Here is a 19,488-nt window from a genome sequence, read left to right on the forward strand (position 1 = left end):
GAAGCGGCCCAAGCCATGATTAAACAACGCACACTGAAAAATATTATCCGTGCCACAGGTGTAGGCCTGCATTCCGGGGAGAAGGTCTACCTGACCCTCAAGCCTGCGCCTGTCGACACTGGCATTGTGTTTTGTCGCGCTGACCTCGACCCTGTGGTGCAGATTCCTGCCCGCGCGGAAAACGTCGGTGAAACCACTATGTCGACGACGCTGATCAATGGCGACGTCAAAGTGGACACGGTAGAGCACTTGCTCTCGGCCATGGCTGGCCTGGGCATCGATAACGCCTACGTCGAGCTCTCCGCGTCCGAAGTCCCGATCATGGATGGCAGCGCTGGACCGTTCGTATTCCTGATTCAATCGGCTGGCCTGGAAGAGCAGGACGCCGCCAAGAAATTCATCCGCATCCTGCGTGAAGTGACAGTGGAAGACGGCGACAAGCGCGCCACTTTCGTCCCTTTCGAAGGGTTCAAGGTGAGCTTCGAGATCGATTTCGATCACCCGGTTTTCCGGGACCGCACCCAAAGTGCAAGCGTGGATTTTTCCAGCACTTCGTTCGTAAAAGAAGTCAGCCGCGCCCGTACTTTCGGTTTCATGAGTGACATCGAGTACCTGCGCAAGCACAACCTCGCACTCGGCGGCAGCGTTGAAAACGCGATCGTGGTGGATTCCGATGGTGTACTGAACGAAGACGGTCTTCGCTACGAAGACGAATTCGTGAAGCACAAGATCCTCGATGCGATTGGCGACCTGTACCTGTTGGGTAACAGCCTGATTGGTGAGTTCAAAGGCTTCAAGTCCGGTCATGCACTGAACAACCAACTGCTGCGCAAGTTGATTGAGCAGACAGATGCTTGGGAAGTTGTGACGTTCGAAGACGCCAGCACTGCACCGATCTCTTACATGCGCCCGGTTGCGGCAGTGTAAGTAAAAAACCTCTCTAGTTTTTTGAAGGCCATCCTCGGATGGCCTTTTTTTATGCCTGCGGTTTTTGTGTTGCCTGGGCTGGCCTCTTCGCGAGCAAGCCCGCTCCCACATTTGGAATGCGTTCCTTTGTGGGAGCGAGCTTGCTCGCGAAGAGGCCAGTTCAATCGCCGCAAAAATCAGCCAGCCACCACCACGCGATTGCGCCCACCTTCTTTGGCCTGATACAGCGCCTTGTCCGCCGCAAACAACAATTGCTCCAGCGACATCTCGACAGCCGATGTCCAAGTGCTGATACCGATACTGACGGTCATTGCCACGTCCGCGCCCTCGACCCTCGGCATCTGCTCCACCGCCTGACGAATGTGTTCAGCAATTTGCCGGGCACCGCTGCTGTCGGTTTCGGCGAGAATCACCGAGAACTCTTCGCCGCCGTAACGGGCGACCAGATCGCCGGGGCGGCGCACGTTCGCCGTGATCACCTTGGCCAGTTCGCGTAGCGCCTGGTCGCCGGCCTGATGCCCGTGACGGTCGTTGAACGCCTTGAAGTGGTCGGCATCGATCATCATCACCGACAGCGGCTTGCCCGAACGCTGGGCGCGGAACCATTCGTGGCGCAGCGACTGATCGAGCATCCGCCGGTTGGCCACGCCAGTCAGCGCATCGGTGGCAGCCAGTTGCGCCAGCTCGCGTTCGGCGCGCTGGCGCAAACGCAGCTCGCGGGCGAGCAGCCAGGTCAGCCACAGCAGCCCGGCACACAGCACGCCGGTGGCGCCACTGATCAACAGTGCCGTGCGCCGCCAAGTGCCGAACACCTCATCACTGGAGAGCGCGACCATCACCGTCAGCGGCAAGTTGCCGACCCGCGAATAGGTGTAAAGCCGTTGCTGATGGTCCATGCTCGAAGTGCTGGTGAAACTGCCGCTGCCATCCTTGTCGCCGAGAATCCGTACCACGTTGGGTCGGTTGCCGAAGCTCTTGCCGATGGAGTCGCTTTGCAGATGCGGCTTCTGCGCCAGCAGCACGCCGTCGCTGTTGATGATGTTCAGCGTGCTGTCTTTGCCGATGTCGAGGCTGTTGAACAACTGATCGAAGTAGTCGAGTTTCATCGACGCCACCGCCACTCCGGCGAATTCGCCGGTGTCCGAGGAGATCCGCCGACTGAAGCTGATGCGCCACTGATTGGCGTCGTCGCAATCGCAGCGAGTCTTGAATGGGCGGCTGATGAACATGCCGGTATCGCGGTTGAAGGCGTGGGCGAGAAAGTAATCACGATCGGCAAAGTTGCCCGGTTTGGGTTCGATCCGCGATGAGTCGGCAATCACATCGCCATGCTTGTCCAGCAGGAGAATGTCGCCCTTGAAGCGCGCGGTGGTCGAGCGGTCGAACAGCGCCAGATGGCGAATCTGCGGGGTGACGTCGCGCAAGTCATCGCGCTGGGCGGCGGCGATCAGGCCTTGCAGGGTCAGGTCGTACAATTCGACCGTGCGCAGGACGTCGGCGTCGATCAACTGGGCGATGGTGGTGGCACTGCGGGTGGCCGCTTCCTGAGCGTTGGCGTGCTCACGAATCAGCAGAAAAGTGACGATGCACAGAATCGCGATCACGGTCAGCGAACTGCCGCAGATCAGCAGCAATTCGGGGCGTCCGGGCTTGCCCGCCAGAGGTGGGGTACGGCTCGCGATCATGATGGGGCTTTCGATTGGGCTGAGACTTATAAGAGTAGTTGCACAAACACGGAACCGTCTGTGGCGAGGGAGCTTGCTCCCGCCGGGTTGCGCAGCGACCCCCTTGCTTTCGAGGAGGGGCCTGCTACGCAGTCCAGCGGGAGCAAGCTCCCTCGCCACAGGTTCTGCGCCAGTCGCGACTGACTTGAGGTGATGTTAGAAGACGTTGATTGGGTAGTCGACAATCACGCGGTATTCATCGGTGTCGGTATCGATCGCACCGTAGCCGTTGCCGCCACGGTTGGTCGCCCATTGCAGGCGCACCGCGAGATCTTTCGCCTGGCCGCTCTGCACCACGTATTTCAGATCGAGGTCGCGTTCCCAGTGCTTGGCGTTGCGACCGTCAGCGCTGTACCACGAGGCATAGCCTTTGCTGTCCGGATCGACCTTGGTCAGGTCCACGGTGCCACGCGAATAGGAAACTGCCGACGTCAGGCCCGGCAGGCCGAGACCGGCGAAGTCGTAGGCGTACTTGAGCTTCCACGAGCGCTCGTTGGGGCCATTGAAGTCCGAGTACTGCTGCGAGTTGTCGAGGTAAACGCTATCACCCTGGCTGATGTAGTCGAACGGTGTGTTGCCGTTCACGCGCTGGTACGCAGCGGTGACGCTGTGGTTGCCGATGCCGACGGTGAAATGCAGGCTGTAGGTGTTGTTGTCGATGTTACCCAGCAGCGCGTCGCCGGTGTCCTGCGTGTGATAGAAGTGCAGGCCCGGGTTGAGGCTGACCAGATCGTTCAACTGCCAGGTGTAATCCAGGTCGTAGTAGTACTGGTTCCAGATGTCCTTCAGTTCAGCGGCGTACAGATTGCTGGTCAGGCCTTCGACGCCGCTCCAGGACACGCCGGCCCAGTTCAGGTGGCGGCTTTCGTCGCCCTCGGCGAGTTTGCCGTACGAAGTGCCGATGCGCTGGCGACCGCTCTGGTTGTATGGCTTGGTGAAACTGGCCTGGCCACCTTCGAACATCCAGCCGTCGAAGCTGTGGTTGGTCAGGCTCACGCCACGAAAGGTCTGCGGCAACATGCGCGATTCACCGCCGGCAATCACCGGGTTGGTGAGGAACAGGTCACCGGCCTTCAGCTCGGTATCGAACGCGCGCATTTTCAACGTGCCGCCCGCGGTCGAGAACGAGCCTGGCGCTTTGCCGTTGCCATCGCTGATCGGCAGGATGCTCGAACCATCGGTACCGCCACCGCCGTCGAGCTTCAGCCCGAGCATGGCGTGGGCGTCGATGCCGAAGCCGACCGTGCCTTCGGTGTAACCCGACTGGAAGATCCCGAGAAAACCCTGACCCCACTCGATGTTATCGTCCGCCTGCTGCAGGCGGTTGCGATTCATGTAGTAGTTGCGAGCGTTGAGGTTGAGGCTCGAGCCTTCGACGAAACCTTCCCTGGCGGCTTCGTCGGCATGGGCGGCGGGGGCAATCGTTGCGGCAATTGCAATGAACAACGGGGTGAAGCTGACTGGGTAACGCACTTGCGATGGAGCTCCTTGGGTCAACTGACACTTCAATGTCTTGAGGTGCGGGATATTTCTTGTTGTTACAGACGAACCAAACGGCTTTCAGACCACAACGAAAAAAGGCCGCTGAAAGGCAGCGGCCTGGAAGGACGACGGTTGAACGGGAAGAGCCAAACAACCGCGTCGAGGGAAATGTTTCGCGGTGCGCGACTCAGCTGTCTTTCTCGGCTGCTTGAGCCTGGGAAGTGGCGGCCTGAGGGGCTTGCGACGCGTCCTGCGACTTGGCCATCACTTCTGCCTGAGACTGTTCGAAGGCGTGAGCGCGAGCGGCATTCTGCGCGACGAACGCTTGCGATTCTTCAGCCATCGCCATCGGCGACAGGATCAATGAGGACAAAACGAAAGCGCTGGCAATACCCATACTGTTGGACATCTTGAAAACCTTCTTGCTTGGCAAGTGCTGTTTGGTGCGGGCAAAGATAAGGTTGCCGAGCGTTGGGAAACAGCGTGATTTTCATAAATGACTGTTACAGCAAAAGCAAAGATCAACCGCGGGTGAACGCCATTCCTTGTGGCGAGGGAGCTTGCTCCCGCTGGGCTGCGAAGCGGCCCCAAACCCGTCAATCACATTCATTCAGACAAACTGTGTGTGCAGGATTTACGACTGCTGCGCAGCCGAGCGGGAGCAAGCTCCCTCGCCACAGGGATTTTGCTTTTCAGTTAAACGGGGAGGTAAATCCCGAAGGTATTCATCCCCCGATCACTGCGCACGAACACATCCCCACCATGCATCAGCGCAATCGCCTTGACGATCGCCAGCCCCAATCCATGGTTGTTGCCGCTGTTGCTGCGCGAGGCATCGACCCGGTAGAAACGCTCGAACAGTCGCGGCAAGTGCTCGCTGGCAATCGGCGATCCCGGGTTGGCCACGCCGATGCTGACCTGATGTTCCTCAACCTCGATCCGCACTTCGATCACCTTGCCGGGTTCGGTGTGCTGCACGGCGTTGCTCAGCAGATTGATCAATGCCCGGCGCAGATGTGCGATCTCGATTCGCACCTGCGCATCGCCACTGACGTGTACCTGCACCTGCGCGTCTTCAAGGATGAAATCCAGATACTCGAGCGTAGTCGCGACTTCATCGGCCAGCGACGTAGACGTCAGTTTGGTCGCCTTGCTGCCCTGGTCGGCGCTGGCGAGGAACAACATGTCATTGATGATCGAACGCAGGCGCTCCAGCTCCTCAAGATTCGACTGCAGCACTTCGAAGTAATGTTCGGCGGAGCGTCCGCGCGTCAATGCGACCTGGGTCTGGCCAATCAGGTTGGTCAGCGGCGAGCGCAGTTCATGGGCGACGTCGGCGTTGAACGATTCCAGCCGCGAGTAGGCCTGTTCGACCCGCTCCAGCGTGGAGTTGAACGAATCGACAAACTGCTCTAGCTCCGGCGGCAATGGCGACATCCGCAAACGTCCGGCCCGCAGGGGGGGCGCGAGGCGCTGGGCTTCATCCGACAGTTTGATCAACGGCTTGAGGCCGATTCGCGCGACCCAGTACCCCAGCGCCGAGGCCATCAGCACACCGACAATCGCGAGGCTGACGAGAGCGATCAACAGCTTGTGTTGGGTCTCGTGGAACGTTTCGGTGTCGATGCCGATCATGAACCGCAGCGGCGGGCGCTGATCCTTGGCCGGCAACTCGGTGAGCAGCACTTTCAGCGGATAAGGATGTTCAGGCAACTGCAGATCATGCATGCCGGTCGGGCCTTGGGCGAAGGCGCGGATTTGCGCGTCAGGCTCGCCATACTCGTAACCGGGATCACCGCTGACCACCCAGAAACGAATGCGCTTGTCCTCTTCGCCGAGCAGCTTGAGCTTGGCGTTGATCTTCACCCAATGCTCAGGCGTGCCATAACGATTGAGCGCCGATTCAAGCACACTGTAACGCGCATCCAGCTCGGCTTCCGGGAGCAGGCCCAGGCCCTTGTCGACTTGTTGATACAGCGCGCCGCCGATCAACAGAAACACCAGCAGCGCCACCAAAGTGAACATCCCGCTTAAACGCAGGGCAATCGAATTACTGGACACCACGGCTCTCCAGCACATAACCCATGCCACGAATGGTATGCAGCAGTTTCTCGTCGAACGGCCCGTCGAGCTTGGCCCGCAGCCGTTTGATCGCGACTTCGACGACGTTCGCATCGCTGTCGAAATTGATGTCCCAGACCATCTCGGCAATCGCGGTTTTCGAGAGGATTTCGCCTTGCCGGCGCGCCAGCACGCTGAGCAGCGAGAATTCTTTCGCGGTCAGGTCCAGGCGGGTGCCGGCACGGGTCGCCTTGCGGCTGATCAGGTCGATCCACAGGTCGGCGATGCTCACTTGCACCGGTTCATGCCCGCCGCTGCGGCGGGTCAGCGCCTGCAGGCGAGCCACCAGTTCGAGGAAGGAAAACGGCTTGCCGAGGTAATCATCGGCGCCGTCACGCAGGCCCTTGATGCGGTCTTCGACGCGCTCACGCGCGGTGAGCATGATCACCGGAGTCTGCTTGCGCGCGCGTAACGCACGCAGTACGCCAAAGCCGTCCAGGCCCGGCAACATCACGTCGAGGACGATCACCGCGTAGTCGCTTTCCAGCGCCAGGTGCAGGCCTTCGACGCCATCGCGGGCCAGGTCCACGGTGTAACCCTGTTCCGTCAGACCGCGGTGCAGATAGTCCGCGGTTTTTTCCTCGTCTTCGATAATCAGAACGCGCATGACCGCCTCAGTCTGTAGTCGCCAATGCCGTCGTGGGCACAGGTTTGGGCCTGTGGAACAGCCGCTCAAGCCACAAGTATATGACCGGCGTGGTAAACAGCGTCAGCATCTGGCTGACCAGCAAACCGCCCACCACCGCAATCCCCAGCGGCTGGCGCAGTTCGGCGCCGGTGCCATAACCGAGCATCAGCGGCAGGGCACCCAGCAGGGCGGCGAGGGTGGTCATGATGATCGGCCGGAATCGCGTCAGGCACGCCTCGTAAATCGCATCCTGCGGCGGCAAGCCGCGATTGCGCTGCGCCTCAAGGGCAAAGTCGATCATCAGAATGCCGTTCTTTTTGACGATACCGATCAGCAACACCAAGCCGATCAACGCCATGATCGAGAAGTCCTGGCCGCAGATCCACAGCATGATCACCGCACCGAGACCGGCCGCCGGCAGGGTCGAGATGATGGTCAGCGGATGCACGAAGCTCTCATAAAGCACGCCGAGAATGATGTACACCGCCACCAGCGCCGCGAGAATCAGCCACGGCTGACTCGCTAGCGAACTCTGGAACGCCTGCGCCGCCCCCTGGAAATTGCCGCTGATGGCGGTCGGCATGCCGATTTCGGCCTTGGCCTGATTGAGCAGAATCACCGCATCACCCAACGCCACGCCGGGCGCCAGGTTGAACGACAGGTTGGCGGCCGGGAACATGCCGTCATGGGCAATCGACAGCGGGCCGATGGTCGGTGCATCGAATTTGGCCAGCGCCGACAGCGGCACCATCTCACCACTCAGCGGCGAGCGCAGATAGAAATAGTTGAGGCTTTCGGCCTTGCCGCGTTGCTTGGTGTCCAGTTCCAGAATCACGTTGTACTGGTTGACCTGGGTCTGGAACTCGTTGATCTGGCGCTGGCCGAAGGCGTCGTACAGCGCTTCGTCGACGTCACTGGCGGTCAGGCCGAAACGCGCGGCGGCACTGCGGTCGATGCTGATGTGGGTGATGCTGCCGCCCAGTTGCAGGTCGTTGGAAATGTCGCGGAACGCCGGGTTGCTGCGCAGCTTTTCGGTCAGGCGCTGGGTCCAGGTGGCGAGGGTCGCGCCATCGTTGCTCTTGAGCACGTATTGGTACTGCGCGCGGCTCGGCCCGGAGCTGAGGTTGATGTCTTGGCCGGCGCGCAGGTACAGGACGATGCCCGGGACTTTCATCAGTTGCGGACGAATGCGGTCGATGAACTGGCTGGCCGAGACGTCGCGGTCACCGCGTTTTTTCAGGGCGATCCAGAAGCGGCCGTTGGCGATGGTCTGGTTGCTGCCGGACACACCGACCGAGTGCGAGAACGCCTGCACGGCCGGATCGGCGGCGACGATTTCGGCCATCGCCAGGTGTTTTTTCACCATGTCGCCGTAGGAGATATCCGCAGCAGCTTCGGTGGTGCCGAGGACGAAACCGGTGTCCTGCACCGGGAAAAATCCCTTGGGGATAAAGATGTAACCGGCAATCGCCAGCGCCAGGGACAGGCCGAACACGCCGATCATCAGTTTCTGGTGGGCGAGGGCACGGCGCAGACCCTTTTCGTACCAGGCCAGCAAGCGCTCGCTGAAGCCCGGTTTGTCGTGGGCGTGGTGCACCGGTTTGCGCATGAACAGCGCTGCCAGCGTCGGCGCGAGGGTCAGCGACACCACCACCGAAATCAGAATGGTCGAGGTCGCGGTCAGGGCGAATTCCTTGAACAACCGCCCGACCACGCCGCCCATGAACAGCAACGGAATAAACGCTGCCACCAGCGAGAAACTGATCGAAACCACGGTGAAGCCGATCTCGCCGGCACCTTTGACCGCCGCTTCGCGCATGCTGTCGCCGGCCTCCAGATGCCGGTGGATGTTCTCCACCACGACAATCGCATCGTCCACGACAAACCCGACGGCCACGACAATCGCCACCAGCGTGAGGTTGTTCAGGCTGAATCCCAGCAGGTACATCAGGGCGAAACTGGCGGTCAGCGACACGCCGAGTACCGCCGAGACGATCATGGTCGCCGACAACTGGCGCAGGAACAGCGCCATCACTGCCACCACCAGCAGAATCGCGATCAGCAGAGTGATCTCGACTTCATGCAGCGAGGCGCGAATGGTCTGGGTGCGGTCGATCAAGGTTTTCACCTGCACCGAGGCCGGGAGCATGGCTTCGAGGCCGGGCAGGGCGGCTTGAATGCGGTCGACGGTTTCGACAATGTTCGCCCCCGGTTGCCGCGAGATCACCAGGTTCACCCCGGGTTGATCACCGGCCCAGGCCTGCACGTAGGCATCTTCCGAACCGTTGACGACTTTGGCGACATCGCGCAGGTGAACCGGTGCGCCGTCCTTGTAGGAAACGATGAGTTGGCTGTAGTCCTCGGGGTGGAACAACTGGTCGTTGGTCGACAGCGTGGAGATGCTCGATTCGCCGTACAACGCACCTTTGGCGAGGTTGAGGCTGGTCTGCTGGATCGCCAGACGAATGTCGGCGAGGGTCAGGCCGATGGCCGCCAGTTTGTCGGCCGAGGCCTGCACACGGATCGCCGGACGTTGCTGACCGGTGATGTTGATCTGGCCTACACCGTCGATCTGACTGATCTGACGCGCCAGCAGGGTTTCCACCAGGTCGCTGAGTTCGGTGCCGGGCATTTGCGTCGAGCTGACGCTGAGGATCAGTACCGGGCTGTCGGCCGGGTTGACCTTCTTCCACGTCGGCAGCGTCGGCATGTCCTTGGGCAGTTTGCCGGCGGCGGTGTTGATTGCGGCCTGGACTTCCTGGGCGGCGGTGTCGATGCTCTTGTCTAAGGTGAATTGCAGGGTCAGCAGACTGGAGCCGAGCGCGCTGCTGGAAGTCATCTGTGTCATGCCGGGGATGGCGCTGAATTGCACCTCCAGCGGCGTGGCCACGGACGAGGCCATGGTGTCGGGGCTGGCGCCAGGCAACTGCGCCGAGACCTGAATTGTCGGAAATTCCGCTTCCGGCAGTGGGGCAATCGGCAGGCGCGGGAAGGCAATCACCCCGACCAGCACCAGCGCGATGGTCAGCAGAATCGTCGCGACCGGGTGATCGATGCACCAGGTGGAGACGCCTTTGTGCTGCTTCATGGCTTGGGCTCCGCTTGCACCACCTGCGGCGGCTCGCTCATGACCTGCACGGTAGAGCCGGGTTTGAGCCGTGACTGGCCGTCGCTGACCAATTGATCACCAGCCTTCACGCCTTTGATGATGTCCTGGCCGCTGCCTTGATAAACCATCTGCACCTGCACGGCTTCGACCTTGTCGCCGTTCACGCGATAGACGAAGTGCTGATCGAGACCGCGCTGGACGACGGTGGGTGGCACCACCAGCGCATCCTTGTCCAGCGCCGTCTGAATTTTTACCGTCACCAACAGGCCCGGCCAGAGTTTCTGGCTGGCGTTGTCGAACTCGGCCTTGGCGCGGATGGTGCCGGTGTTGGCGTTGATCTGGTTGTCGATCAGGGTCAGGTGACCTTCGCCGAGCAGGTTGCCGGTTTCGCCGTCGGTGTCGGCGCCGATGTAGGCCTTGACCTGAGCGTGCTGCGGGTCGTTGATCAGGCCCTGCAGGGTCGGCAGCATTTGCTGCGGCAGCGAGAACTCCACGGCAATCGGGTCGATCTGGGTCACGGTGAACAGGCCGGCGGTATCGGTCATGCGCAGGAAGTTGCCTTCGTCAACGGTGCGAATACCGACGCGGCCGGTGACCGGGGAGCGGATCTGCGTGTAGGAAAGTTGTACCTGCGCCGCGTCAATCGAGGCCTGGTTGCCTTGGGCGGTGGCTTTGAGTTGGTTGACCAGGGCCTGTTGCTGGTCGTAGGTCTGCTTGGAGACGCCGTCGTCGACGCTGAGCAGTTTGTAGCGCTTGAGGTTGACCAGGGCGACTTGCAGTTGTGCCTGGCTTTCGCCCAGTTGCGCGCGGGCCTGGTCAAGGCTGGCGCGGATAGAGCGGTCGTCGATGGTGGCGAGCAGGTCGCCTGCTTTGACCAGTTGGCCTTCCTTGACGAGGATTTTGGTGAGGATACCGTCGACTTGTGGGCGCACTACGACGCTGTGTAATGAGAGGACCGAGCCGATGCCGCTGGTGTAGCGGGGGACGTCTTTTTCGCTGACCGTGACGACGCGGACCGGGATGGCGGTCGGGGTGGCCAGTTTGGTCGGGGCGGGTTTCAGGGCGTACCACAGACCTGCGCCTGCAAGGACGATCAACAGGATGGCGAGCAGGGCTTTGTTTTTTTGGATTCGCATGCGGGGTGGGCGCCGGACGGAGTTTGGGCAGGGTTGTTGTCTTTATAAACCTGTCTGCAGGTCAGGAGGGTGACGGCTGGCTGTCAGCGCTGTCAGTTTCGCCGGGGTGTATATCCGTTTCTGCGGTAACGGCGGCTTATGGTTTCGCCCTTACGGCGACTCACTTTTTTTACAAACGCCTAAAAAGTAAGCAAAAAAACGCTTGCTCCTACGTTCGGCCCGCTCGCTGGGGCTCGGGGTCCCTTCGCTCCGGGATCGATCCGGGCGCAGCGCCTACGGTTTGCTTCGCTGCACCTCCTCTCGCTGTGTTTGGCTGCGCCAAACGGTCGCTGCGCTCCCACGCCCGGATCAATCCCTCCGCTCAGCCTTCCGATGTCGCCCGTGGATCAAGATCAAGAGCTGCAGCCGAGCTTGCGCTCATCCTGTTGAGTGGGGCGGCTGCGCCGCGTGCGGGTTGTACTTATTTTCCCTGTAGGAGCTGCCGCAGGCTGCGATCTTTTGATCTCGCTTTTGAGTTGTGAAAGCCAAAGTCAAAAGATCGCAGCCTTCGGCAGCTCCTACAGTGAGAGGGTTTGTGTTTAAAAATGTGTGAGCAAACCAGAACCTTCCCACAAGGTTTTCAGGTTGTCCGTCGGAAGCACGGTCTCTAGGCTTGGGTTGTCACCGCAAATCGGTGATCGGGTGTGAGAACCCGCTAAGAGGTTTTAATCAAGCGCCAGCCGCACCATAATCGCCGCCAGCTTATTTGCTGCCGACGATCTTCTATGGCGGCTGTGTGCGGGCGGACTTCGGTTCGGCCGGGTTGATCTCTTACCGGTTTCTCACTCCGCACATAGCTGCCACCTCTTCGTCGCGTGAGAAACGACAGAGATGACTTTAATCAGATGATTAGAGATCAATTCAATGTCGAAACCCGTACCCGATCCTCCCGTAGAAACCACAACCCCGCTCGCCGAAGCCATCCGCGCTGAAGACCTCGCCAAAAACCGCGAAGCCATCAAACGCGCGCTCGACTTTTACCTCAGTCCGCAACCCGTCCAGCCGCGACAGCCAAGCACCATGTTTCTGGTCAACCCAGGCATCGACACCGAAACCCTGCTCGCCCACGCTTACGAATCGTTGGCCTCTGCCAGTGCCATGGCCAGCAATTTCGCCAACGAACTCGGCGGCCCACAACGCAGCACGGCGCTGGCGATCCAGCAAATCGTCATGCTTGCCGAACTGGCGGTGAACCGGGCGCTGGATCGGGTTGATCCACGCACTTGATCCGCCCAAGCACCGCGTCATCGTTCATCGCGAGCAGGCTCACTCCCACAGAGAAACGCTCTCCACCTGTGGGAGCGAGCTTGCTCGCGAAGACGTCTGTGCGGGCGACACATTTCTGCCGGCTATTGTTGTTAGCCGGTCCCAAAAAGGGACCGATCATTCCCGATTTGGGAAACATGGCACCATCACTTACCTCTAAACCGTTCGGCGTACGCTGCAAATCTTCAGGTGCCGAGTCCGGGCGCGCAGGTATACTGCGCGCCTTCGCGGCTCACTGTTCGGGCCCGACTTTTTGCTTTGCGGAGCTTTTATGACTTCCCCGACCCAACCGCCGGTTGACGACGCTTTGAGCGATGTCCCGGCCGAGCTGACTGACGCCAGCGAGACCAAACCCGAGATCCCGGCTTTCAAGTTCCCGTTCAAACCGGGTGAACTGGCGGCCGCCAAGGGTTCGAATCAGCCGTGGTACAAGAACGGCGCCAAGAATGGTCACACCAAGACCCCGGGCATGGCCCCGCCGGGTACCCGCCGTTCGATGGGCAAGCGCTGAGTTTTATCCCGCCTTCAGCCATCGACTGCGATTTTCGGTCGCAGTGATGGCTAAGTGCTCAGATCCTGAGCCAGATCAATATTTGACCAATTGGTGCGCTTAGAGTCAGCAGCCCTGCCGACTCTTCCCATAAAACGAGCGCGCTTTCCATGAAGATCAATCTCCCGGTAACCGGCCGTAACGTCGATGTGGCGCTGGATGCGAACATTCTTTCGACCACCGATCTGACCAGCGCGATCACTTACGCCAACGACGATTTCATTCAGATCAGCGGTTACAGCCGCGACGAATTGCTCGGCACGCCACATAACTTGTTGCGTCACCCGGACATGCCGGCGCAGGCGTTTGCCCATATGTGGCAGACGCTCAAGAGCGGTCGTTCGTGGATGGGGCTGGTGAAGAATCGTTGCAAGAATGGCGACCATTATTGGGTCAGCGCCTATGTCACGCCGGTCACGCAGAACGGCGTGGCGGTGGAGTATCAGTCGGTGCGCACCCGGCCTGATGCGCGGTGGGTGGCCGCGGCGGAGCGGGTTTATGCGCAGTTGCGTGGCGAATTGAAGGGAAGGCGGCCGCTGCTCAGGTTAGGTTTGCGCGGCAGGATCACGGCGTTGGCCAGTGCGTTGCTGGGTGTGGTGTTGGGGATCGAGGCCTGGTTGCGTCCGGAGTCGGCGTGGATCGATGGGCTGGCATTTGTTGTCGGCAGCAGTCTCTGCACGTTGGGCGTGCGCTGGATCTTGCGGCCGCTGGAGCGGCTCAGCGAACGGGCGCGGCAGGTCGCGGACAATCCGTTGAGCCAGGGCATTTACACCGGGCGCGGCGATGAGTTCGGCCAGATCGAGTTTGCCCTGCAGATGCTCGAAGCCCAGGTCGGCGCGGTGGTCGGGCGCATCGGTGATGCATCGCAGCAGTTGGCCGGGCATGCGGCGCAACTGGTTGATCATTTGCAAAGCAGCTACAGCAGTTCGTTGGCGCAGCAAGCGGAAACCGATCAGGTGGCGGCGGCGATTCATCAGATGGCCGCCAGCGTCGCGCAAGTTGCCAGCCATGCGCAGCAGGCCTCGGTGGCGGCGGACATGGCCGGCACGGAAACCCGTGAAGGGCATTGGCTGGTCGGTGAAAGTCGCAGTGCGGTGTTGCGTCTGGCCGAGGAGTTGCGGCGGGCGACCGAGGTGATTCATCAGCTCGAAGGTCACAGCAGCGAGATTTCCGGGGTGATGGAGGTGATCCGCAGCATTGCCGAGCAGACCAATCTGCTGGCGCTCAACGCGGCGATCGAAGCGGCGCGCGCTGGTGATGCCGGGCGCGGTTTTGCAGTGGTGGCCGATGAGGTGCGCGGGTTGGCGCAACGCACGCAGCAGTCGACCAACGAGATCCAGCGGATGATCAGCAGCCTGCAAAATGGCGCGCGCGATGCAGTGCTGGTGATGCAGCAGAGCAGCGAGCATGTGGAGAACAGCGTCGAACAGGCACAGCGCGCGGCGCGGGCACTGGACGGGATCAGCGAGCGGGTCGAGCAGATCACCGAAATGAGCCTGCAGATTGCCGCGGCGGTGGAGCAGCAGAGCGCGGTGAGCGAAGACATCAACCGCAATATCATCAGCATTCGCACGTCGTCGGAATTGACGGTGGATGAGGGGCGGTTGAGTCAGCGCAACTCTGAGGATGTGGCGGGGTTGGCGGGGGATTTGCGGTTGCTGGCGCGGGAGTTCTGGGGGCGGCGGCAAGGCCAGGATTGATGCTGTTCCCACTGGCCCCATCGCTGGCAAGCCAGCTCCCACAGGTTTCTCGAGTGTTCACACGACTTGTGCATGACATGGAACCTTGTGGGAGCTGGCTTGCCAGCGATGAGGCCAGTTCGATCTCTGCAAAATCTGGATCAAGCCGCCCGCAGCGAAATGAACGCATACGTCTGCGCCGGCTCCGTCACTACCTGCGCACCGGCCGCCAGCAATTGCCCGGCCACGTCGTCTCCGGACAAATGAAACAGCCATTCACTGGATGCTGTGTTCAGTGGCTGTGAAGACACCTGATCGATCACAGCCGCAAAAGCGTCCATCTGCGGCAAATACGCGGTAAACCCGTCGCCCTTGAGTGCTGTGGTGCGAATTTCCAGTGCGGCGCAGATCGCATCCTTGATGCGGATGTCATCGCGATCGGCCTGACGTGAACGCTGGATCAGCTCCAGCAGTTCCTGATCGACCAGCTCCCCGCCGACAATCAGCAGCGGCCCCTGTTGCCACGACTCTGGCGGGCAATCCTTGGCCGCCGGGTTGAGCGGAATGTGCGGATTGATTTCTGCCGGATAAATCCTGCACACCAACGGTCGGCGTTCGTAAATGCGGCACAGGTTTTCTTCGTCAAGATTCCGGCAGCGCCCGACGTTGTACGCGGCAAAGGTGATTGCCACGTGGGCCTCGGTCGTGCCGCTGCGTACCACCAGCGAACGCCGTTCGGCGTGTTCACGCTGCTGCGCCGGCAGGCCCAGGCCGTTGCCGAGAAAGGCCTCCACCAGCACGATCACCTGACCACCGTCCGCCGCCCACATGCGGGCTTCGGCGAGGGTCAGGGGCACATGGTGGTCGGTGCAGCATTTGCCGCAACCGACGCAGGAAAATGTCGTTTTCATTGCACGATCAATCTTCAATCAGAGTGTGAAACGGCGACATAAAGTCGCCAGGCTGAGGCTGATCGAAGCAAGTTGTGCGCCAGTCCTCAAGGCTTGGCGGTCGGACCAATCGAGTCCCATTCGGTGACGAACGCGGTTTTCGACTTTTTGCTGTACAGGCACAGCTCAGTGCCTTGCTGGCCTTTCATGTGTTTTTGCGGGTATTGGCCTTGCAGCAGCACGGCGGTGTAGCCAACGCGGTCATCGAATTGCGCGGGTGTGCCGACCGGTTTCGCAGCTTTCAGGCCGCTGGCCTTGGTGCAACTGGCGAGCACGGTTTTGTCGTAAGCGGCCCAGGCGTCGGGGCTGGAGGCGTGGGCCTGTGAGGCGAGGGCGGTGAGGCAGAGCAGGCTTAGGGTGAGGGGTTTCATGGGGCGGCATCCTTGGTCTTGAGTGTCCAGAGGTTGGAGTATGCCTAAAGAATTTTGTTGCCGAGACATCGCTAAAAGATCGCAGCCTGCGGCAGCTCCTACAGAGAATGCGTTCCATTGTAGGAGCTGCCGAAGGCTGCGATCTTTTGACTTTGAATCAGTCCGGCACGATTTCCCGGCGAACCACAAACATCCCGGCACTTTCATACAACCGCTGCGCCCGCAGATTGTCTTCCAGCACCTTCAGATCGACAAACCCTTCACGGCGTTGCTGAAACACTTTGAATGCATGTGACAGCAACGCCCGACCCAGCCCACAGCCCTGAGCGCGGGGATGCACCACCAGATTCTTGATGTAGGAACTGGTCCAGCACTGCGCCACCCCGATCACGCCTTCGGCGTCTGTGGCAATCCAGCACAACTCGGGATCGTATTCGGCATCGCTTTCAAAGCGCTGTTGCCACTCCTCCAGCGCTGGCACGCGACCGCCGCCCTCGCGGTAGCCGAGTTGCATCAGCTGATGCACGGCCACCGCCAGTTCCGGACGATAGGTGCTCAGCTCAATGCCTTCCGGCCAGTGGGGCGGCGGCACGTCTTGACGAAGGTCGCGCCGCATCAAAAAGCAGTACGTCTGGCTCAAGATTCAATGACCGTTGGCTGCGACGTGTTTGGCGGCTTCGATCAAACGCTGGGTCAGTTCCGGCGAAGAGAACTTGGTCAGCACCGCGTTGGCCCCGGCCAGGCGGGCCTTTTCGCTGTTCATCGCGCTGTCGAGCGAGGTGTGCAGCAGCACGTAGAGGTGGGCGAAGTCCGGCGTCTCGCGCAGGGTGCGGGTGAAGGCGTAGCCGTCCATCTCGGACATTTCGATGTCGGAGACGATCAGGTTGATCTGTTGCGCGGTGCCTTGCAGATCCAGCAGGCAGTCGATGGCTTCCTTGGCACTGCGCGCGGTGTGGCATTGCAGGCCGAGGTTGCGCAGAGTGTGCACCGATTGTTGTAGCGCCACCTGACTGTCGTCGACCACCAGAATCCGTGCATTGCCCAGCACTTCGGCGTCTTCCATGCTCAGGTCGGTCGGAGCCATTTCGATTTGTGCCGGGGCGATGCTGTGGATGACTTTCTCGATGTCGAGCACTTGCACCAGCGTGCCGTCGACCGAGGTCACGCCGGTGATGTAGGCGCGCGAACCGCCGGAGCCGAACGGTGGCGGCTTGATGTCGGTGGTCAGGCAATGGACGATTTTGCTCACCGCCTGCACATGCAGACCCTGCTTCGAACGGCTGACGTCGGTAACGATCAGGCAGCCGCCGTTCGGGTCTTCCAGCGGTCGCTCGCCAATGGCGCGGCTGAGGTCGATCACCGACAGCGACGCGCCGCGCAGGGTGGCAATGCCTTTGATGTGCGGATGTGACTCGGGCATTTTGGTCAGCGGCGGGCAGGGAATGATTTCACTGACTTTCAGCAGGTTGATCGCCATCAGCTTGCCGCTGCGCAAGGTAAACAGCAGAAGCGAAAGTGAATCTGCGCGGGCTTTGGTGGAAGACATATAAACCTTCTGTGGAAAAAGGTGATGGGCGAGGGTGCAAATCGCCAGAAACTATTGATGCCGGGTTATCGACTTGTCGGGGGCAGGCTTTAGGCTCAATCCCCAATCCGGGTTAAACGGTGTGGCGAGGGAGCTTGCTCCCGCTGGAGTGCGAAGCGCTCCCATAACCATCCACCGCCGTGTATCAGGTTGGTCATGTCCGCTGTTTTTTCGACTGCTGCGCAGCCGAGCGGGAGCAAGCTCCCTCGCCACAATGGAGGTCTATCTCATCCCAAGGCGTTTTGCCATCCGCCCAAGATTCGCCCGGTCCAGCCCCAACTCCCGCGCCGCACTCGCCCAGTTATCCTGATGACGCTCAAGCGCAGCACTGATCAACTGCCGCTGATATTGCTCGGTGGCGCTGCGCAGATCGCCGTTGATCAACGGCATCGCGGGCACCTCGGCAGCCGGCTCAATTGAGTTACCCACAACCTCCCGCGGCAAATCCAGATCCGCCGCGCTCAGGCTGAGAATCTTCGGCCTTACCTTGCAGTTGCCCAGCGCCTTCAGCGCACTGCGCCCGATCAAGTGTTCCAGCTCGCGCACGTTGCCCGGCCAAGTGTAGGCGAGCAGCGCGTCCTGGGCGTCGCTGCTCAGGCGCAGGCTGTTGAGGCCCATGCGCGAGCGGTTCTGTTCCAGAAAGAAGCCGCTGAGCAGCAACACATCGCGGCCGCGATCGCGCAGTGCCGGTACGCGCAGCGGGTACACGCTCAAGCGGTGATAGAAGTCGGCGCGGTAATGGCCGCTGCGCACTTCTTCGGCCAGATCGCGGTTGGTGGCGGCGATCAGGCGCACATCGACCTGATGTTCCTTGTCCGAACCGAGCCGCTGCAACTGCCCGCTTTGCAGCACGCGCAGCAACTTGGCCTGCACGGTCAGCGACAGTTCGCCGACTTCATCGAGAAACAGCGTGCCGCCATTGGCCAGTTCGAACTTGCCGCGACGGTCACTGGTGGCGCCGGTGAAGGCGCCGCGCACGTGGCCGAACAATTCGCTTTCGACCAGCGTGTCGGGCAGGGCCGCGCAGTTGAGGCTGATGAGCGGTTTGTCGGATCGCGGCGAGGCGGCGTGGATCGCCTGCGCCACCAGCTCCTTGCCAACGCCGGTTTCGCCGGTGATCAGCACGGTCAGGTCGCTGCCACCGACCAGATTGATTTCCTCCACCAGCCGTTTGTGCGCCTTGCTCTGGCCGATCATTTCGCGCTGCTGCTGACCGCTGGCCTGGCGGTAGACCTCGGCGCGCTGATGCTCGTCTTCGGCGCGCAGCGCCAGGCGTTCGATGCGTTCGGCGGCGTTGACCGTGGCCGAGGCGAGGCTGGCGAAGGCTTGCAGGGCGTCGAGTTCGATCGGCTCGAAACGCTCTGGATCGAGCGCATCGAGGGTGATCAGGCCCCAGAGTTTTTCGTCGACGAACAGCGGACAGCCGAGACAGTCATGCACTTCGAGGTGATCGCCCAGACCATCGACCAAGCCGTCGTAAGGATCGGGCAAGTCGCTGTCGGCGGCGAACCGTGTCGGCCCGGCGCCGTCCAGCAGGATCTCGAAACGGGGATGTTCGCTGACCTTGAAGCGCCGGCCGAGGGTGTCGGTGCTCAAACCATCCACCGCCAGCGGCACCAGCCATTCGCCGTCCAGGCGCAGCAACGCGGCGGCATCGCACGGCAGCAGGGCGCGCAGGGCTTCGAGCAGGCGTCGATAGCGTTCACCTTCGGGCAGTTCGCGGGACAGGTCGGAGACCAGCGGCAGTAAAGCGGTGAGCAGGGATTTGGCGGTCATGGTATGTAGTCAAAGAGACTCGATGTGGTCGATATGACTATAAAGTGCTTCGTGTCCAAATGACTACGTAAAAATTAAGCTATTGATTTATAACGATAAAATATCTGGCATGAAAGCTGATAAGCCTAAGGCAATTCTCAAAAAG

The 19,488-nt window shown here is 60.8% G+C and carries 16 protein-coding genes and 1 pseudogene; 5 read left to right on the forward strand and 12 right to left on the reverse strand.

Features of this window, described 5'->3' with window-relative positions; all coding sequences use genetic code 11:
• The first annotated feature begins 15 nt into the window (after positions 1-15).
• Positions 16-927, forward strand: coding sequence for a UDP-3-O-acyl-N-acetylglucosamine deacetylase (gene lpxC, locus B1722_RS04975; RefSeq protein WP_007961638.1), 912 nt, complete (start codon positions 16-18; stop codon positions 925-927).
• Between the two features lie 176 nt (positions 928-1,103).
• Here the strand turns inward: lpxC and B1722_RS04980 are convergent, their stop codons facing one another.
• The 7 genes from B1722_RS04980 to B1722_RS05010 form a co-directional block, all read right to left on the reverse strand.
• On the reverse strand, positions 1,104-2,612 hold the full coding sequence (locus tag B1722_RS04980; protein ID WP_041073141.1) for a sensor domain-containing diguanylate cyclase: 1,509 nt from the start codon (positions 2,610-2,612) through the stop codon (positions 1,104-1,106).
• 195 nt (positions 2,613-2,807) lie between these two features.
• Positions 2,808-4,124, reverse strand: coding sequence for an OprD family porin (locus tag B1722_RS04985; RefSeq protein WP_086791639.1), 1,317 nt, complete (start codon positions 4,122-4,124; stop codon positions 2,808-2,810).
• Positions 4,125-4,320: 196 nt separating this feature from the next.
• A complete protein-coding gene (locus tag B1722_RS04990) occupies positions 4,321-4,542 on the reverse strand; it encodes a hypothetical protein (protein ID WP_027612176.1) in 222 nt (73 codons plus the stop codon).
• 287 nt (positions 4,543-4,829) lie between these two features.
• Positions 4,830-6,194, reverse strand: a complete 1,365-nt coding sequence (locus B1722_RS04995) for a heavy metal sensor histidine kinase (protein ID WP_086791641.1) — start codon at positions 6,192-6,194, stop codon at positions 4,830-4,832.
• Positions 6,184-6,861, reverse strand: a complete 678-nt coding sequence (locus B1722_RS05000) for a heavy metal response regulator transcription factor (RefSeq protein ID WP_007916978.1) — start codon at positions 6,859-6,861, stop codon at positions 6,184-6,186. Before B1722_RS05000 ends, B1722_RS04995 begins: the two co-directional genes overlap by 11 nt.
• 7 nt (positions 6,862-6,868) lie before the next feature.
• Positions 6,869-9,970 carry a multidrug efflux RND transporter permease subunit gene (locus B1722_RS05005; RefSeq protein WP_086791643.1) on the reverse strand — a complete coding sequence of 1,034 codons (3,102 nt, stop codon included), beginning with the start codon at positions 9,968-9,970 and terminating at the stop codon, positions 6,869-6,871.
• Positions 9,967-11,127, reverse strand: coding sequence for an efflux RND transporter periplasmic adaptor subunit (locus B1722_RS05010; RefSeq protein WP_041073130.1), 1,161 nt, complete (start codon positions 11,125-11,127; stop codon positions 9,967-9,969). Before B1722_RS05010 ends, B1722_RS05005 begins: the two co-directional genes overlap by 4 nt.
• Before the next feature lie 903 nt (positions 11,128-12,030).
• On the opposite strand from B1722_RS05010, the gene B1722_RS05015 reads away from it, so the two are divergent.
• From B1722_RS05015 to B1722_RS05025, 4 genes and pseudogenes are all read left to right on the forward strand, one after another.
• Positions 12,031-12,393: a DUF6124 family protein gene (locus B1722_RS05015; RefSeq protein ID WP_086791645.1), complete on the forward strand. Its 363-nt coding sequence runs from the start codon at positions 12,031-12,033 to the stop codon at positions 12,391-12,393.
• A 310-nt stretch (positions 12,394-12,703) separates the two neighbouring features.
• Entirely contained in the window at positions 12,704-12,943 is a 240-nt protein-coding gene (locus tag B1722_RS05020) for a hypothetical protein (RefSeq protein WP_086791647.1), read from the forward strand.
• A gap of 149 nt (positions 12,944-13,092) precedes the next feature.
• Positions 13,093-13,374 (forward strand): annotated as a pseudogene (locus B1722_RS30050) (PAS domain-containing protein); the annotation flags it as partial.
• 201 nt (positions 13,375-13,575) lie between these two features.
• Positions 13,576-14,682: a methyl-accepting chemotaxis protein gene (locus tag B1722_RS05025; protein WP_371851366.1), complete on the forward strand. Its 1,107-nt coding sequence runs from the start codon at positions 13,576-13,578 to the stop codon at positions 14,680-14,682.
• A gap of 140 nt (positions 14,683-14,822) precedes the next feature.
• On the opposite strand, the gene B1722_RS05030 is transcribed toward B1722_RS05025, so the two are convergent.
• From B1722_RS05030 to norR, 5 genes are all read right to left on the reverse strand, one after another.
• Positions 14,823-15,572: a YkgJ family cysteine cluster protein gene (locus B1722_RS05030; RefSeq protein WP_086791652.1), complete on the reverse strand. Its 750-nt coding sequence runs from the start codon at positions 15,570-15,572 to the stop codon at positions 14,823-14,825.
• 86 nt (positions 15,573-15,658) lie between these two features.
• Positions 15,659-15,982 carry a hypothetical protein gene (locus B1722_RS05035; RefSeq protein WP_041071745.1) on the reverse strand — a complete coding sequence of 108 codons (324 nt, stop codon included), beginning with the start codon at positions 15,980-15,982 and terminating at the stop codon, positions 15,659-15,661.
• Between the two features lie 157 nt (positions 15,983-16,139).
• Positions 16,140-16,598 (reverse strand): GNAT family N-acetyltransferase, encoded by a 459-nt coding sequence (locus B1722_RS05040; protein ID WP_086791654.1) that lies wholly within the window; start codon positions 16,596-16,598, stop codon positions 16,140-16,142.
• 27 nt (positions 16,599-16,625) lie between these two features.
• Positions 16,626-17,528 carry a chemotaxis protein CheV gene (locus B1722_RS05045; RefSeq protein ID WP_007968390.1) on the reverse strand — a complete coding sequence of 301 codons (903 nt, stop codon included), beginning with the start codon at positions 17,526-17,528 and terminating at the stop codon, positions 16,626-16,628.
• Positions 17,529-17,789: 261 nt separating this feature from the next.
• On the reverse strand, positions 17,790-19,343 hold the full coding sequence (gene norR, locus B1722_RS05050; protein WP_086791656.1) for a nitric oxide reductase transcriptional regulator NorR: 1,554 nt from the start codon (positions 19,341-19,343) through the stop codon (positions 17,790-17,792).
• Positions 19,344-19,488: the final 145 nt, after the last annotated feature.

It is taken from the genome of Pseudomonas sp. SCPG-7, assembly GCF_002156405.1.
Classification (GTDB): domain Bacteria; phylum Pseudomonadota; class Gammaproteobacteria; order Pseudomonadales; family Pseudomonadaceae; genus Aquipseudomonas; species Aquipseudomonas parakoreensis.

Bases quoted from the DNA above. Each gene is read 5' to 3' on its own strand.
- B1722_RS04990 (WP_027612176.1), bottom strand. From the start codon at position 4,542: ATGTCCAACAGTATGGGTATTGCCAGCGCTTTCGTTTTGTCCTCATTG.
- B1722_RS05010 (WP_041073130.1), bottom strand. From the start codon at position 11,127: ATGCGAATCCAAAAAAACAAAGCCCTGCTCGCCATCCTGTTGATCGTC.
- B1722_RS05015 (WP_086791645.1), top strand. From the start codon at position 12,031: ATGTCGAAACCCGTACCCGATCCTCCCGTAGAAACCACAACCCCGCTC.
- B1722_RS05000 (WP_007916978.1), bottom strand. From the start codon at position 6,861: ATGCGCGTTCTGATTATCGAAGACGAGGAAAAAACCGCGGACTATCTG.
- B1722_RS05005 (WP_086791643.1), bottom strand. From the start codon at position 9,970: ATGAAGCAGCACAAAGGCGTCTCCACCTGGTGCATCGATCACCCGGTC.
- B1722_RS05045 (WP_007968390.1), bottom strand. From the start codon at position 17,528: ATGTCTTCCACCAAAGCCCGCGCAGATTCACTTTCGCTTCTGCTGTTT.
- B1722_RS05030 (WP_086791652.1), bottom strand. From the start codon at position 15,572: ATGAAAACGACATTTTCCTGCGTCGGTTGCGGCAAATGCTGCACCGAC.
- B1722_RS05020 (WP_086791647.1), top strand. From the start codon at position 12,704: ATGACTTCCCCGACCCAACCGCCGGTTGACGACGCTTTGAGCGATGTC.
- B1722_RS05035 (WP_041071745.1), bottom strand. From the start codon at position 15,982: ATGAAACCCCTCACCCTAAGCCTGCTCTGCCTCACCGCCCTCGCCTCA.
- norR (WP_086791656.1), bottom strand. From the start codon at position 19,343: ATGACCGCCAAATCCCTGCTCACCGCTTTACTGCCGCTGGTCTCCGAC.
- B1722_RS05040 (WP_086791654.1), bottom strand. From the start codon at position 16,598: ATGCGGCGCGACCTTCGTCAAGACGTGCCGCCGCCCCACTGGCCGGAA.
- B1722_RS04980 (WP_041073141.1), bottom strand. From the start codon at position 2,612: ATGATCGCGAGCCGTACCCCACCTCTGGCGGGCAAGCCCGGACGCCCC.
- lpxC (WP_007961638.1), top strand. From the start codon at position 16: ATGATTAAACAACGCACACTGAAAAATATTATCCGTGCCACAGGTGTA.